This is a genomic window from Melioribacter sp. Ez-97 (genome assembly GCF_051488665.1).
Taxonomy (GTDB): domain Bacteria; phylum Bacteroidota; class Ignavibacteria; order Ignavibacteriales; family Melioribacteraceae; genus Melioribacter.
Window position 1 is genome coordinate 13,375 of sequence record NZ_JBPSEG010000018.1, and the last position, 16,052, is coordinate 29,426.

Here is a 16,052-nt window from a genome sequence, read left to right on the forward strand (position 1 = left end):
TTTCTCATTTACAAATCTAATAATTCATTTAATTATTAAAAAGCAATATCTTAAAACATGCTAAAAAAACTTATCAGACTTCTGTAGAATACAGCGGGTTCTTTTGCGCTCGAATGATAGTGAAAATTGTAGAATTCCAGCAGTTCGCCGTTGTCCGACGCAAAACGGATTTTGCTTTTTACTGAGTTCGACGCTGCGGCAAAGAAAAGTTTTCCCGGACGGTTTAAATCGATTGCCAGGTCGCACTCTATATTATTCAATTTTTTGTTCAACGACTTGGAAGGCAAATTCAATCGCGTTATATCCTCATCATCGTACTCAATCTTAGTTACATTTCCCGGTATAGCTTCCGACAACTGTTTTTTAATAAATACAATTACTTTTTTCCCGTGCAAAGTAAAATACCTCACAACATCGAGAGCATCATCGATCCCCGACCTATTCTCCGGCATTATAATAAAAACTCTCCGCGATTTAGTTACCAATCCGTTATAAGTCGTCTGATCATTTAATTTCTTCTTCAATCGCAATTTAAGGAGGTACCTGCCGATGTTATATTTAATTTTGTCCAGCATAATATTATTTAATCATATTCAGAAATTCTTCTTCGCTGATAATTTTAACTCCTAGTTTGCGGGCTTTTTCGAGTTTGGAGCCCGCTTTTTCGCCGGCGACGAGATAATCTGTATTTTTGCTGATTGAGGACAGAACCTTGCCTCCGTTGGCGACGATCAATTCTTTTGCTTTATCCCGCGACATCGACGCAAGCGCGCCGGTAAGCACAAACGACTTGCCGCCGAGTTTATCGGATAGTTTTTTTTGTCCGTCCATTTTAAATTTAAGACCGGCTTTGCGCAACCTTTCGAGGATGTCCAGATTTTTCGGGTCGGAGAAAAATCGTATGATACTTTTGCTTATGCTGGGTCCTATATCCTGAATCGATTCGATTTCTTCTTCATTGGCTTTCATCAATTGATCGACAGAACCGAAATGTTCGGCTAGTTTCAAAGCGGCGCCCGCTCCGACGTAACGAATACCGAGCGCAAAAAGAACTTTATCGAAGCTTCGATTTTTACTTTCTTCGATGGCGTTAAGCAAATTATCCACGCTCTTTTCGCCGAGCCGTTCGACTTTTATCAGTTCATCGCGTTTGTCTTTCAACGAATAGATATCCGCATAATCTTTCAGGTAACCGAGATCGACGAACAAATTTATGAGCGACTCGCCGAGCCCGTTAATATCCATTGCGCCTCGCGACGCAAAATGAGCAATTCTTCCTTTTATTTGAGCGGGACACGACGGATTTTCGCAATAGACAGCCACTTCGCCTTCGGGCTTGAAAAGTTTTGAACCGCATACCGGGCATTTATCGGGCAATTTAACTTCTACAGAATTTTCGGGACGTTGACTCAAATCCACGCTTACCACTTTGGGAATTACATCGCCGCCTTTCTCAATTACTACCGTATCGCCTTCTCTAATATCTTTCCTTCTGATTTCATCGATATTATGAAGAGTTGCCCGGCTGATAGTAGAACCCGCGAGAAAGACCGGCTCCAATTCTGCCACGGGCGTAAGCGTTCCGGTTCTGCCGACCTGCCAAACAATTTTTTTCAATTTTGTTTTTTCCTGTCGGGCTTTAAATTTGAAAGCCACCGCCCATCTGGGCGATTTGGCAATACTGCCGAGTATTTGCTGCTGACGTATCGAATTAACTTTTATAACCGCTCCGTCGATTTCATAAGGCAGAGTAAAACGTTTCTCTTCCCATTCCCTGCAAAACCTGATTACATCGTCAATCGAACCGCACAATCTGTAATTGGCATTTACGGGCAGTCCCATGGCTTCGAGCAATTTCAAGTTTTGATATTGCGACTCAAGGTTATCGTTCTGAGAATAGAGATAATAAACAAATATTTTGAGCGGTCTTTTTGCCACAGCCTTAGGGTCGAGCAATTTAATAGTGCCGGCAACGAGATTCCGCGGATTGGCAAATGCTTTTTCGCCGTTCAATTCTCGTTCTGCGTTAATCTTTTCAAAGTCGTTTAATTCCATATAAATTTCGCCGCGTACTTCCACGTCGTCCAGTTTGTATCCTTCTAATTCCGTTTTGACGGAAAGAGGGAGGGATTTTATGGTCTTTACGTTATTGGTAATTTCTTCTCCGGTGGAGCCGTCGCCCCGTGTAGCGGCTCGAACAAGAACCCCGTTTTCGTATATTATCGAAACGGATACTCCGTCAATTTTCAATTCGCATACGTATTCAACTTTTTCGTCTTCGGGAAGTCCTTCTTTAACTCTGCGATTGAAATCGTAGAGTTCTTCCTCGTTGTACGTATTCGAAAGAGAGAGCATCGGTATACGGTGAGCAACCGGTTTGAATTCGTTCGTAATATCCGAACCGACTCTTTGAGTCGGCGAATCCGGCGTTATATATTCGGGATAAGCTTTTTCAAGCTCTACGAGTTCTTTATATAGTTTGTCGTATTCGTAATCTGAAATGACAGGCTGAGCCAGCACGTAATACCGGTAATCGTGCTCTCTTATTAAACGGCGCAGTTCTTCAATTCTTTTCTGAGGATTTGTTTTCATTTTTCTCGTTGACGGGAATTAAATATGAACGTATAGTGTCGGGCGAAATAAAATAATTTCTTACTTCGGCATATTCGCCAACAGGCTCAACGGGTTTGCCGTTGAATTTCATTTTCACATAAGCGGCGTTACCCACAGCAACATAAAATTTTTCCGCTGCTTTGAAATTTAATTTTGTATTCGGCGAAACAATTTTCTGCAGCGTTTCGACCGTATCGCATACCACTTTAATCCAGACTGTGCCCGTTGTTTCCACATATAAATGAAGACTATCGTCTTCAGGAACTGCAACTTGTTCTTCTTTTTGCACAACGGAAGAATCGAGTTCGAATCGATCGCTTTTCGATTCCATTACCGAAGTTTCCGGCTCGACTACCGAAAGTTCGGTTTTATTTTCGGAAAGGAACAGGAAGTAAATTAAAAAGATCGCGGCTACAGCGCCTATTACTACATAAACATATTTCTTGTTAAACGGCTCAGGCGAAGAAGTTTTATATTCCGGAAAAAGTTCATCGGAACCGGGCAATTCTTTTTTTTCATCCGTAGCGGCTGTCGGCGGTTCCTCTTTAAGTTCTTCCAGTTTTCCTTTGCTTGCGGTGTGGTATTTTTTAACTACTTCTTCGGGATTTAATCCAATAAAATCGGCATACTCCCTGATAAACGCTTTGATGTAAATTTCAGGCAGTACGTCAAAATTGCCTTCTTCGAGTTGTTTAAGAAAGTTGATATCGATGCGGGTATGACTTGAGATTTGTTGCAGAGTAAAGCCTTTTTCTTCACGAAGGGATTTTAATTCTTCGGCAAATTTTTTCAAGGCTTCCTTAGCCATTGTAATCCCTATTTGATTTTTGTTAATTTCGCCGCAAACGAGCCGTCGACTCCGTGAATATGCGGCAGTGTTCTTACGTAACCGTTTTCATCCACATAATCTTTCCCGATTAAATCATCAGCCGGCTCCAATCGAAAATCCGGATTCTTTTCGAGAAATTTCTTTATAAGTTCGTAATTTTCTTCCGGTTCGATTGTGCATGTGCTGTAAACAAGACTGCCTCCCGGTTTCAGCAGCGACGCACCTTTTGTCAATAAATCGTATTGAATATTAACAATTTTTCTGATATCTCCCAAATCTTTCTTCCACTTGAGGTCGGGTTTTTTGGTAAGAGTTCCCAGACCCGAGCAAGGCGCATCAACAAGCACACGATCGAAAAGCCGGTCGTCTTCGTATTCGAGAGCGTCGATTGCTTGCGTGCGGACGTTGGTAACTTTGAGTCTTTCTAGATTCTTTTCCAAAATCTTGAGTCTGCTTTCGAAGCGGTCGAGCGCTACGATTTCGCCTTCGTTTTTCATCATGTCCGCAATAAAAGCGGATTTACCTCCCGGAGCTGCGCACAAATCGAGCACACGCATCCCTGGTTCGGGATTCAGCAATTTTACCGGCAGCCCGGTACTTTCATCCTGAACTGAAAAATATCCGAGTTTGAAATATTTCCAGTCGGCAATGTTAACAAGGTTATTCAGTCTTATAAATTCGGGCAGAAGCTTACTGTCGGTATATTTCAATTCGACTTCGTCGAGAAGTTTTTTTAATTCCTCTTTGGTAGTTACAAGATTATTGACGCGGAGAGCCAGTACAGGTTTACTGTTGTTAGCCGCCAGCAATTTTTCGGTATTTTCCCTGCCGAATCGGGCGAGCCATCTTTTGACCATCCAGGAAGGATGAGAGTAATAAGCGCTCAGATAAGCGACCAGATCTTCTTCCGGGTCGGGATATCTGATACCCTCTTTATTTCTGATAATATTTCTCAAGAGAGCGTTCGCCAAATCGGCGTATTTTTGTCCCTGCAATTTTTTTACGAATTCAACGGCTTCGTTGACGGCTGCGTAATCGGGCACTTTATCGAGAAAAAGGATTTGGTAGAGCGCCACTCTCAACGCATTCTTTACGTTTGGAACGCATTTGGAAAACTGTCCCTTATAAAATCCGGTTAAAATCCAATCGAGTCGACCCATCCATCTCATTACACCGTGAACAATTTCGAAAAGGAGCGCCTTGTCCAAACCGCTGAGATTGGAATTTTTCAATTCTATTTCGAGCAATTTATCGAGATATGCGTCCGTTCGATCGACACGGTTAAGAATTTTGACAGCGTGTCCTCTTACGCCTTCGTACAGATTGGAGCCCATTAGATTTATTGCAGTTGATTCATTCATAATTTAAAAGGTATATAATGACAGGAAGGTTTTTAAAAATAAAAAGGGCTGCCGTATTACAGCCCGTTAAAAACACAGAGAAAAAATTACGCTCCTTTAATGCCGTATTTCTTCTTAAATTTCTCTACGCGACCAGTAGAATCGACAATTTTCTGTTTTCCGGTAAAAAACGGATGGCATTCGGAACAAATTTCAAGTTTTATACTGCTTACAGTTGAGCGTGTAATAAACGTATTACCGCAAACGCAAGTCACTTCACATTTTCTGTAAGTTGGATGTATTCCTTTTTTCATCTCAAAACCAATTAATTTAATTTTAGATAGCAAATTTAACTATGAAAAACGAAAAAACCAAATTCCCTTACTTTATTTCCTTTTGTAACCGTGAAGAATCTGCGGCTCTTTTAAGAGAATCGATCATTTTCCTGTATTTTCTGATCATTTCCGGGTCCGGATTCTGCCGCACGAAAAATCCGTCGAATTCAGGTACGTTTTCGCCGGCTTTTACAACGCTGCCTTGCAATAAATTCGAGCGTTTATAATTTTTACCCGCTATATAATCGTCTAATTCAACAGACCTGCCGGGTAAAATAGGATAATTACGCACATTACCCTGCGGTTCTTCTATTTTATCGGCAAAAGAATTTTCTTCGGTTTGTATCTTCTTTTCGACCGGGGGTTCCGTTTCTTGCGGACTTGATACCGACTGATGATCCAGTTCGCTGATAATTACCTGAGGTTCGGACATCAAAGGATCTTCGTAATTTTGTTCGCCGGGCAGGAAAAGGACAAAAAGAACAATGACCGTAGCCACTACCGCCGTCGGGGCAAGGAAACGAATTAATCCGAATTGAATTCTCTCGCTTTCAGACGCATTTCCGAAATTACCGTTCCGAATACGCGTCATCAGTACGTATTCGAAATTATCATCGGTATTGACGCGAGGAAGCCGTTTCAGGTCTTCAATTAGTTTTGAATATTTTTGTTCGTCATCATTGTAACGGTTTGCTACCATAGGCTACTCGTTATATATATTTTTTAATAATTTTTGTAGTTGATTTCTGCCGCGATTAATTCTCGATTTTACCGTTCCCAGAGATACGTTTGTAATCTCGGCAATTTCTTCATAACTGAGACCCTGAATATCCCGGAGAATGACCATTTGTCTGTAGACCGGTTTAATTTTCATCAAAGCTTTTTGTATAATGTCGTTTTTAATCTGGCTGTCGGTTATCCGGTCGGGAGGCAGGAACGATTTGTCTTCCACTTGGATTTGTTTATCCTCGTCGGAATTGGTAAGCGAGAGGATCGAGCGCCGGCGTCTTCTTTTGAGTTCATTTTTTGCCAGATTGCCCGCTATCGTATAAATCCACGTTGAGAATTTGGCGAACTCCCTGTATGAATCCTTATTTAAATAAAATTTTATCATTGTATCCTGCACGATATCGCTGCAAACATCCCGGTCGCCAACAAACCGATATACAAAGTTCATTAAAGGGTCCTTATAACGCTTAACGAGAATTTGATACGCTTCCAGATCATTTGTTTCCTGAAACCGTTTAATTAATTCTTCGTCAGTAAGTTCATTTAATTTTCGATTGTCAGACAATTATACCCGTCCATTATTGAGTTTGTTTCAAAAATTTTATCCGTAAATCACTTAAAAATAGTGAAATAATATTACTTATAAGGTAAAAATTTTTCAACTGCTAATTTTTGCCAACAGTTGAGTTACTACGTCTTTCGGATCTGTTTGAGTCGTTTTAACCGCCAGGTCGGCTTCGTACAGGGCTCTTGCAGCCTTTCTCAGACGATTCTCGTTTAGAAGAAATTTCGCCTTTTTGCAATTTATGTAGTAATACCAGCTTACTCCCAATTTGGAAGAGGCTTCCCCGTCGTTTAAGTTCATCCTCATTAATTCCAGAGCCTGCGTAATGGTTAATATGTATTTTGATATCATATTAATCAGCATTACAATATCCACATTCGAATCGAGCAAGTTATACGCAATTTCCAGGGCTTTGGCTGTATTGCCGGCGCCTATTGCATCCTGTAAATCGAAGATCGAATAGGTTTTTGTGGGATTAATTAATTTTTTTATTTCCTCAAATTCGGCATCCGGATTAGAAGAGAGATAATCGGCAATTTTATCGAGTTGGGAATTCAATAAAGATTTATTTTCTCCCACGATTTCGATTAATATGCGCAATTGTTCGTCGTTAAAATTCAGTTTCATCTTCCTGGCGCGGTTCGAAAGCCAGTAAACCAGGTCTTCTCCGGTTTCTTCCCGCGCCTCGTATAAATACCCTTTTTCGTTCAATAATTTGAACGGCTCTCTGTTGAATTCCAATCTTTCGGCATTGTGAAGAATAACCAATATGGTAAAATCCGGTGGATTCCCGAGATATTCGACTATTTCTTTTCTCCCGTTAATATTTTCAAAATTTTTGACTACGATTAATTTTTTGCCGTCTCCGAAAGGAAACGCAAGCGCAAGGTCGATTATTTTGTTTATGTCGTCTCCCTTTTCGACAGAGATAATCTCCCTGTCGAATTCGGAATTAATTTGCGGAGCCAGCTGTTTTTGGAGATAATCGACGGCTGCGTCGAGCGAGTACTGGTCGTTGCCACAGATATAATAAACGGGCTGAATAATCCCTTTTTTGATTTCGGAAATAATTTGATTAACCGATTTAACCGATTTTTTTGCCATTGTAATTCTTAATTTTTTCCTTTTCGTACGCTTTCCGGAGAAAATATAAAAAGCCTCCCCACAAAATTAAAATAATTGACGCTCCGTAGATAATCGTCAACAATTTAATGTTCCCCTGTTTTTTTATAACCGTTATACAACCCGTTTAAAACAATAAACAAAATTATAACAATACCCCATTGAAACAAACAGGTGCCCAGGTTTTCGCGATGGAAAGGATTCCACCACTGCGGGTCCCAGGAAGTCGAAGAAAACAACCACCACGAGATCAAGACTATAACTTCAATTGGAATAACTACTTTCATTAAGACGTTAAACCATTTGCCGATTTTTAAGTCGCTGTCCGGACTATTGAGCAAATTGATTCTGAATTTATCTACGCCGTATTTATTTACAGCCAGAGCGATGAAAGCTCCGCTTATCAAAAGAGCGATTCCCCAGACCCAATCCTGGTTTATGAAAAAATCAATACTTAAAGCCGAAGGTATTCCGAAGAGGAATCCTGCCGAGCCTGCAATCAGAATCGATTTTTTGCGTTCTATTCCCAAATCATTCAAGCTTCTTGCAGCCAGCTCTACCATCGAGATTAAAGAAGTCAAAGCCGCAAACGAGAGAGCCATAAAAAAGAGAGTCGCAAAAACCCGGTTGAGCCAGATATAGTCGGACATTTTACCGAAGAGTGACGGCAGGTAAATAAATGTCAGTCCCGTATTAGCCGGACCGGGCTCGGAAATAATTGCAAGGGGAGAATCGCCGCCTAAGGCAAAGACCGTCGAAAAGATAATCATTCCCGCCAATAACGAAATCGAATTATTACCGAATCCGATAAGAGCGCCGTTTAGAGTAACGTCTTCCCTCTTTTTCATATAAATTGCATAAGTCATTATCAATCCCCAACCGGCTCCCGTATCCCACGCATTTTGAGTAAGGGCATTCAACCAGACTTTATAATCCAGCAGATATTTTATATCGGGTGTAAAAAAGAATTTCAGTCCTTCGACCGCGCCCGGCAGTGTGACCGCTCTAATGAAAAGAATAAAAAGGATTGACACTAGCGAAGCGACCAAGACTCTGCTTACTTTCTCGATGCCCGCCGTAATTCCCCTGTAAATTACAGCGGAACTCAATAATATGGCGGTGAAATGAAACAACAGAGGCAGATATCCGGAACTGAAATTATTCCAGAAATTCAGATGGTCAGCCGTCTCAAAAAGATTCCCGTTTAACGACGAATAAAAATAGTAGAAAGCCCAGCCGGAAACGACCGAGTAATAAAACATTATAGCGGTGGATACAAATGCGACGAAAGCGCCCATCCAACCGTAATTTTTTCCCGCAAAAAAACGGAATGCAAAAAAAGGCGATTTTCTGGCTGTCTTGCCGAAAGTAAATTCAGAGATGATCAACGGAAGCGACCACAAAAATAAAAAAGCGAGCCATGGAATTAAGAAAGAGCCGCCGCCGTTTGTGGCGACAATTCGAGGGAAGCGCCAGATATTACCAGTTCCCACGGCAATACCGAGCGTAGAAATTATTAAAGCCCACCTCGAAGAGAAAAACTCTTTTTGATTCATCTAATATTTTCTTTTTTCCACAGTAATGTTTTTGATCGATACCGGTATGATGGGTCTGTCGTTTTCATCTGTCGGCACGCGGCTTATTTCTTCCACGACCTCCTGACCTTTTCGAACCTTCCCGAAGACAGTATGCTTAAGGTCTAACCACGGCGCAGGCGCAACCGTTATAAAAAATTGGCTTTTGTTCGTATTCGGACCCGAGTTAGCCATCGAGACAGTACCCGGCGAGTCGTGCCTTAAATCCGCAGAGAATTCGTCTTCGAATGCGCTTCCGTATATGCTTTTTCCTCCCATACCGGTTCCGGTCGAGTCGCCCGTTTGAATCATGAATCCTTCAATAACACGGTGAAAAATGACTCCGTTATAATATCCTTCTTCGGAAAGTTTTATAAAATTGCGTACGGTCTTGGGAGCCGCATGGGGAAACAGTTCTATTTCGATAGCTCCGAAATCCGTATTGATTGTCGCATACAATTTTTCGTTGTTCTTTAGCGTCATAAGAGAGTCCGCTTTGTCGGGTTTGATAATATTAGTTTTTTCGTTTGAGCCGCACGCTGCCAATACAAGTATTCCGAGTAAAATCAAAATCATGGAGTATATGTTTTTCATGTCAACCGCCGATTAATTGCAGATGCAATAATAAAAATATGATTATTCCCGCGCATATACGATAAACGACGAAAAGAAGCGTTGTTTTCTTTTTAAGGTAACGAAGGAGAAATTCGATTGAGAGATAACCTACAATTGCCGAAGAAATCGTAGCGACGCTCATGTTAATTATTTGATTAGCATCGATATAATCGAGCGCGGAATATAATTCGAAAAGACCGCTTGCAAGAACCGCCGGAATGCTCATCAAAAAAGAAAACCGGGCGGCAGTTTCCCTTTTCAGTCCGAGAAAAAGTCCGGCTGTAATCGTAGTGCCGGAGCGCGAAGAGCCCGGTATTAAAGCTATTGTCTGAGCCAAACCGATGATAAGCGCATCGTACCACTTTATATCTTTCATGGTTCTTTTATACTTGCCGGTTTTATCGGCTATAAAAAGGATAATTGCAAGCAGTATAAGACTTGCTGCGATAACATAAAGATTCTTTGTAAAAACGCCTTCAATAAAATCCTTGAACAATAAACCGACGACGGCAACCGGAATCGTAGCCAGAATAAGATACCACCCCATCAATGAATTTTGGGACTGGGCGCTTATACTGATTTTCGACCTGTTTTTTAACGGATCAAGAATATTTTCTTTCGTAAAATCAACGGCAATCCGTTTAATATCATTGAAGAAATAGACCAACACAGCCAACAAAGTACCGAGTTGAATTACGGCAATGAAAGCAGTCCAGCGTTCGGGATTATCCATTGAAATTAAGTTCATCAATTTTCCCGCCACGGTTAAATGTCCCGTACTGCTAACCGGCAAATATTCCGTTAATCCCTGAATCACTCCAAGGAGAATCGCTTCAATAATGCTCATAATAACCTTTTAAAATGAATAAACGACACCCAATTTAATGCCCGCCGAAACCGAGTTCAGGTCTACGGCTTCGCCGGTTGCATAGTTGATAATTTTTTTATCGAGCTCTTTGTTGTACAATTCATCAAAAGAATCGTATCTCAAATCGATACCCACCGATACAAAAAGATTACCGTCGATCTTAGTAATTCCTTTGGTTTTAAGAACGATGCCGAACCCGCTCGAACTGTAGCCGGTTTCCGTAATAATTTTTTCAGTAAACTCGACCATTCTTATTCCCGCTCCGAAACCGAATTTGAATTTGTAACCATCTCCTTCGATCTTATAAAAACCGAGGAGCGAGGGACGGTGAATAACATACGACAATTCATTTACTCCGCCCTGCAGCGAAATGGTATAGGAATCGACAAGCAGGCTATACTCTATTCCCGGCTGAAAATCTTTAAAACCGGCATAATCCAGCTCGATCGAAAAATTTCCCGCCGACGAAAATGTCGATAATTTTTTTCCGTACGGACCGTAAACCGCATTAACGTAGTCTCTGTACTTCGGCGCCGACTTGAAATCGACTCCCATTGCAATGCTTATGTCCCATTGAGAATAAACATTCGATACAAAGACAATAAAAAGAATTATAAACAGATTAAATTTTTTCATCTTTTGTGCTTTTGAATACGGATATAAAATTTTCCTTCGGTTCCCCTTTTTGTTCTCTGATTTTATTAATTGACAAGAGGAGCAAAGCGGTGCCGCCGATAAACACAACGTACTGAATAAAATGGGTAAGGATTGCGTAAGCCGCGCTTAATTCATAATCAAAATTATATAACTGCGTCAGTACAAAGATGGAGATCATGTGATAAGACCCGGTTCCGCCGGGAGTAGGAACCAATGTACCGAATGCGCTTATTGCCATGAAAACCCACGCCGTCTTAAAATCAACCGCTCCATACGACTGCATTCCCAACATATAAAAACCGATTAAAGTATTGAGTGCATAAAGGTAAAACATCAAGACGGTCAAGCCGATAACTTTTGTAATGTTCTTTCTGCCTTTAATTGTTGCAAAACCGTCGACAAAAGTTTCAAATCCCTCCTTTACTTTGTTCGTAAAAGCGGGACTTATCCTTCCGAAAAATTTGAATATTTTGTCCGATAAATGGGATTGATATTTTACGAGTGTATAGAGTAGTATTACGGCGGCAATAATAAAAACCAATCCGATGCTTAGCGCGGGTTTTAACCAGGGTATTTTAGTGTATAAATCGCCGGAATAAAAATAGACGCTCAAAATTGCGGCGATCCCGAATGCCGCAATGTCAATTACCCGTTCCACTACAATCGAACCGATCATGGTGCTTCGCGATATTTTTTCCCACTTGCCGAGGAACAGTCCTCTGTAAAGTTCGCCCACTCGCGGCAAAACGCAATTAACTCCGTAGCCAACCATTACCGCTCCGAACACATTCAAAGAAGAGGCGTCCTTTTTAACCGGCTCGATCATAATTTTCCACCGCCATGCGCGTACGTAATGGGACAGGAGAAAAATCAAAATATAAATTGCAAGCCATGAATACGAAGTAGTAGCAATTAAACCGAAGGCTTTACGAAGGTCGATGCCCCGGAATGCCAGATAGAGAAAGACTACCGTTAAGACGGCGGAAATAATATAACCGCTGTATTTTCTATTTTTTTTATCGAAGATCAATAACCCGAATCCCTTTTGGAGGAACAAATGTAAAGATTTCTTCTCTTAATTTTACGTCTGTCTTTATATTGTTTAATTCGAGAATATGTTTCTCTCCGTTGAAGTCGGTTATTTCAATTTTTCTGAAGAAGTCGTCTGAAATTTCAATTATGATTTTTTTAAAATCCATTTCGTTATTCGGTATCAATTCCAGATAATTTTTCCCTTCGTCGTCCTTAAAATTTTTCACATCGCATTTTTTAGGCAATTCGAACAAATATCTTTCTATTGTAAAAGAAGAAGGTTCTTCTTTAAAGTCGCTGACAATCACTCTTTTGCCTGTAATATCGTAATTCCAAACGCTCCTTGAGTCGGATACAATTTTCCTTGCACCGGATTCGATAACAAATTTATTCTGTTTTTTGTAAATAAATTTTCCGCTAATATTCATTGCCGGAGATGTAAATTTAAAGTCGGCGGCAAAGTTATCGATCGAATTAAACCGATCCTGCAATTTTTTCAATAGCGGGTCGGTCTGAGCCGATTGAATTAATAGAAGCAGAATCATAGCGAAACGCAGCATCAGAGCGACCTCAGAATAGTTTCAAGTTGTTCTTCGTTTTCAACAATCACTTCCCTGGCTTTGCTGCCTTCGGAAGGGCCTACAATTCCGACCTGTTCCAACTGGTCGATAATTCTGGCTGCGCGCGAGTAACCGAGTTTCAAACGTCTTTGCAATAAAGAAACCGAGCCTTGTTGATGTCTCACTACAACGCGCGCGGCTTCTTCGAACATCGGGTCTAAGTCGGAAAGCATATCGTACATTTCGGATTTTTGTTTTTCCTGCAGCGACGGCAGGAAATATCTTTTGGAATAACCTTCCTGGATATAGATATGATTTACCACTTTTTCAACTTCCTCGGTCGATATAAACGCATTTTGAATTCTTATCGGCTTCGGCATTCCGGTCGGCAAAAAGAGCATATCCCCTCTCCCCAACAATTGTTCCGCGCCGTTCATGTCCAATATAGTGCGCGAATCGATTTTGGAAGCAACCTGATACGCAATACGCGAGCTGAAATTGGCTTTAATAACGCCCGTTATCACATTAACCGAAGGTCTTTGCGTTGCAAGTATAAGATGAATTCCAACAGCCCTTGCAAGTTGCGCCAGACGAGCTATCGGTTCTTCCACTTCTTTGCCCGAGGTAATCATAAGATCCGCCAATTCGTCTATAATAACAATTATGTATGGCAGTTTATGATGCTTCATTTCGTCGGTGTCTTTTGGCTTGGTTCTGGGATTCAAAACTTTTTTATTGTAATCCATTATGTTACGAACGCCGGCTTTTGCAAGTTTGTCGTATCTTTTTTCCATCTCGAATTCAACCGCTTTCAAAGCGAGCAACGCATTGGACGGATTCGTAATTATTTCCTCATTGAGGTCGGGCGATACGGCGAGGAAATGTTTTGACAGCTTTTTATAAAATGAAAGTTCTATTTTCTTCGGGTCGATAATAACAAATTTGATGTCCGATGGATGTTTCGAATAGAGAAGACTGTTGATTATCATATTAATGCCGACGCTCTTGCCGGAGCCGGTAGAACCTGCAATAAGGAGGTGAGGCATAGCAGCCAGATCCGATATATAGACGTCGCCCGAAATCGTTTTACCCAACGCCAGCGGCAATTCCGCTTTTGCGCCCTTCAGTTTGCTGAGGACGGAATAGGCTCGTACAATCGAGGCTTCGGCATTAGGTATTTCGACTCCGATGGCGCTCTTGCCAGGGATAGGCGCAATAATACGGATTCCCCTCGCAGCCAATGCCAACGCAATATCGTGTTCAAGACTGACGATTCTGCTAATTTTAACTCCGGGAGCCGGAACGATTTCATAAAGAGTGACTACGGGTCCCGGCGTAACGGTAATATCTTCTATTTGAATATCGAAAAGAGCCAGTTTATCTTTCAACAGCTGTGCGTTCCGTTTAAGCTCGCTTTCGTGAACTTTAATTTCTTCTTCTTCTGGAGCCTGCAGCAAATCAAGCGTGGGCGGTTTATAATTAATTTTTTCTTCCCATTGATCGGGCAAATCGGCTTCCTTAGTGAAATCGACGGGCTCCTCTCTCTCGTCTTCTTTTTTATCTTTTGATTTTTTCTTTTCGACCGCTTCAGGTATTTCTTCAACTGTTTTGGCAACAGGCGTTTCTTCTTTTTTCAGAATTTTAATACGCGTTTCGGGTACGCTTTCTTCTGCTTCTGTTTTCTCTTCTTCTTCCGTTTTATCTTTTTTGCGCAATAATGATTTTAAAGGACTTTCTTTTTCTTTCTTTTTACCGTCGGTTTCTTCCGCATTTATTTCTTTCTTTATTTTAACTTCCACATCGCTTTTCTTTTCAGCGGACGAATTTTCAAAATACTGAAGCAGTTTATTGTACAATACGCTCAGCTTGATATCGAATGAAATAATAAGCGTGGCTACAAGCATAGCAAATAAGAATATGATGCTCCCGAGTCCGCCCAACAGTCGGCTAAGAACAGTTCCGAAGAATTTTCCGATGTTGCCCGACAGTTCGTATACGTCGGGAAATAACCCGATCTCCGGCGCGGATTGCAATACCCCGAAAAATGAGGCAAGTATTAATCCCGTAGCGATTAGAAAGTTTGTAATGTAGACAGACAGTTTAATATCGGCGGCTTTCAGTATTGTATAGCCCCATAAAAAAATAATTACGGGAAAGATCAAAGAGAAATACCCGATTGTGGAATGGATAAAGAAGTAAGCCAGATAAGCTCCAATAATCCCCAACCAATTATGCGCATTGGCAATATTCTTACTCAGTTCGGGACCGGGATTAAACAACTCGAAAAGGTCTTTAATAGTATAAGAAAAAGCGGCTTCGTCCGCGCGCGAGTACGATAAAATGCTCAAGAACAAAAAAAGCGAAAATACGATTAGGAATAAACCCAGAAGTTTTTTCTTTTTTCTGGGAGTAATAATAAAATACTCTCTCTCGGAGTTACTGTTTTTCTTTGATTTCTTTTTACTCATCTTTCAATTTACTTATCAAAGTTTTTCAAAGTCTCTTCATCGTTCCCGATACATAATACGGAATGACATCCGTGGTTCCGATTTTTGCGCATTCCAGAATATCGTCTTCGAAACCGTTCTCTATCAACAGCTTGCCGTGTTCCGTTGCGCTGAGAAAGTTGAAAAGATTTTTTGTATTGTTAGTGCTAAGAATCACGCTTGCATTAGCGGAATCCGAGAGTTCAACATTATCTGTCAATTTACTTATTTCATTTATTAAAATACCGGCGCAGACGGCGTCTTCCAGATTGAACATACCGTTTGTGCCTGCGCAAACAATTTCGAAATCCTCGTTGAGCCGGGTCATATGATTTGCAATTGCAGGCAGATTATTGAAGGAGCAGGCAAACAGGTTTTTGCTGAATTTAGCCTTGACAATACTTTTACTTCCGTTCGTAGTGTAAAAAATGATCGACTTTCCAGCCACAACTTCGGGGCGATACTCAAGCGGGGAATTTCCGAGGTTAAAGCCTTCCACCATTTTAGTATTTCTTTCGCCGCAAAGGAGAGTTTGGCTTCGAAAAGCGTCGCCCGAAATTTTCATCGCAAAGTCGAGCGTGCTCACGGGAATAACTTCCCGCGCCCCGTTTGCCAACGCGGTAGTAATTACCGTCGTAGCCCGCAGCACATCGATTACCACTACAGTTTTTCCAGTAAAATAGAGTTCGTCCAAAAATATGTTCGAGAAAAGTACGTTGATTTTCAT

Annotated in this window: 16 protein-coding genes; all 16 read right to left on the minus strand. The window is 41.1% G+C overall.

Features of this window, described 5'->3' with window-relative positions; all coding sequences use genetic code 11:
• Nucleotides 1-50 precede the first annotated feature (50 nt).
• The 16 genes from ACSSWA_RS14145 to ACSSWA_RS14220 all read right to left on the minus strand — a co-directional run bounded on the left by ACSSWA_RS14145 (nucleotide 51) and on the right by ACSSWA_RS14220 (nucleotide 16,052).
• Complete coding sequence (locus tag ACSSWA_RS14145) at nucleotides 51-575, minus strand: hypothetical protein (RefSeq protein WP_437357202.1); 525 nt, start codon at nucleotides 573-575, stop codon at nucleotides 51-53.
• Nucleotides 576-579: 4 nt separating this feature from the next.
• Nucleotides 580-2,592: an NAD-dependent DNA ligase LigA gene (gene ligA, locus ACSSWA_RS14150; RefSeq protein WP_437357203.1), complete on the minus strand. Its 2,013-nt coding sequence runs from the start codon at nucleotides 2,590-2,592 to the stop codon at nucleotides 580-582.
• On the minus strand, nucleotides 2,564-3,421 hold the full coding sequence (locus ACSSWA_RS14155; protein ID WP_437357204.1) for a helix-turn-helix domain-containing protein: 858 nt from the start codon (nucleotides 3,419-3,421) through the stop codon (nucleotides 2,564-2,566). Before ACSSWA_RS14155 ends, ligA begins: the two co-directional genes overlap by 29 nt.
• Before the next feature lie 8 nt (nucleotides 3,422-3,429).
• Nucleotides 3,430-4,803 carry a 16S rRNA (cytosine(967)-C(5))-methyltransferase RsmB gene (rsmB, locus tag ACSSWA_RS14160; protein ID WP_437357205.1) on the minus strand — a complete coding sequence of 458 codons (1,374 nt, stop codon included), beginning with the start codon at nucleotides 4,801-4,803 and terminating at the stop codon, nucleotides 3,430-3,432.
• 86 nt (nucleotides 4,804-4,889) lie between these two features.
• The gene (gene rpmE, locus ACSSWA_RS14165) at nucleotides 4,890-5,096 is read right to left on the minus strand and encodes a 50S ribosomal protein L31 (protein ID WP_437357206.1); all 207 of its coding nucleotides are present in this window, start codon (nucleotides 5,094-5,096) and stop codon (nucleotides 4,890-4,892) included.
• Between the two features lie 67 nt (nucleotides 5,097-5,163).
• Nucleotides 5,164-5,817: a hypothetical protein gene (locus ACSSWA_RS14170; protein WP_437357207.1), complete on the minus strand. Its 654-nt coding sequence runs from the start codon at nucleotides 5,815-5,817 to the stop codon at nucleotides 5,164-5,166.
• Between the two features lie 3 nt (nucleotides 5,818-5,820).
• A complete protein-coding gene (locus ACSSWA_RS14175) occupies nucleotides 5,821-6,411 on the minus strand; it encodes a sigma-70 family RNA polymerase sigma factor (protein WP_014856406.1) in 591 nt (196 codons plus the stop codon).
• A 93-nt stretch (nucleotides 6,412-6,504) separates the two neighbouring features.
• Nucleotides 6,505-7,515: a DNA polymerase III subunit delta gene (gene holA / locus ACSSWA_RS14180; protein ID WP_437357208.1), complete on the minus strand. Its 1,011-nt coding sequence runs from the start codon at nucleotides 7,513-7,515 to the stop codon at nucleotides 6,505-6,507.
• A 104-nt stretch (nucleotides 7,516-7,619) separates the two neighbouring features.
• Nucleotides 7,620-9,089, minus strand: coding sequence for a sodium-dependent transporter (locus tag ACSSWA_RS14185; RefSeq protein ID WP_437357209.1), 1,470 nt, complete (start codon nucleotides 9,087-9,089; stop codon nucleotides 7,620-7,622).
• Nucleotides 9,090-9,701, minus strand: coding sequence for a peptidylprolyl isomerase (locus ACSSWA_RS14190; protein WP_437357210.1), 612 nt, complete (start codon nucleotides 9,699-9,701; stop codon nucleotides 9,090-9,092).
• A 1-nt stretch (nucleotide 9,702) separates the two neighbouring features.
• Entirely contained in the window at nucleotides 9,703-10,569 is an 867-nt protein-coding gene (gene uppP, locus ACSSWA_RS14195; RefSeq protein WP_437357211.1) for an undecaprenyl-diphosphatase UppP, read from the minus strand.
• A gap of 9 nt (nucleotides 10,570-10,578) precedes the next feature.
• Nucleotides 10,579-11,226 carry a hypothetical protein gene (locus ACSSWA_RS14200; protein WP_437357212.1) on the minus strand — a complete coding sequence of 216 codons (648 nt, stop codon included), beginning with the start codon at nucleotides 11,224-11,226 and terminating at the stop codon, nucleotides 10,579-10,581.
• A complete protein-coding gene (locus ACSSWA_RS14205; protein WP_437357213.1) occupies nucleotides 11,213-12,277 on the minus strand; it encodes a lysylphosphatidylglycerol synthase transmembrane domain-containing protein in 1,065 nt (354 codons plus the stop codon). The genes ACSSWA_RS14200 and ACSSWA_RS14205 overlap by 14 nt, the downstream gene beginning before the upstream one ends.
• Nucleotides 12,264-12,839 carry a LolA family protein gene (locus ACSSWA_RS14210; RefSeq protein WP_437357214.1) on the minus strand — a complete coding sequence of 192 codons (576 nt, stop codon included), beginning with the start codon at nucleotides 12,837-12,839 and terminating at the stop codon, nucleotides 12,264-12,266. Before ACSSWA_RS14210 ends, ACSSWA_RS14205 begins: the two co-directional genes overlap by 14 nt.
• Nucleotides 12,839-15,307 carry a DNA translocase FtsK gene (locus tag ACSSWA_RS14215; protein WP_437357215.1) on the minus strand — a complete coding sequence of 823 codons (2,469 nt, stop codon included), beginning with the start codon at nucleotides 15,305-15,307 and terminating at the stop codon, nucleotides 12,839-12,841. Before ACSSWA_RS14215 ends, ACSSWA_RS14210 begins: the two co-directional genes overlap by 1 nt.
• A 25-nt stretch (nucleotides 15,308-15,332) precedes the next feature.
• Nucleotides 15,333-16,052, minus strand: a complete 720-nt coding sequence (locus tag ACSSWA_RS14220) for a 2-phosphosulfolactate phosphatase (RefSeq protein WP_437357216.1) — start codon at nucleotides 16,050-16,052, stop codon at nucleotides 15,333-15,335.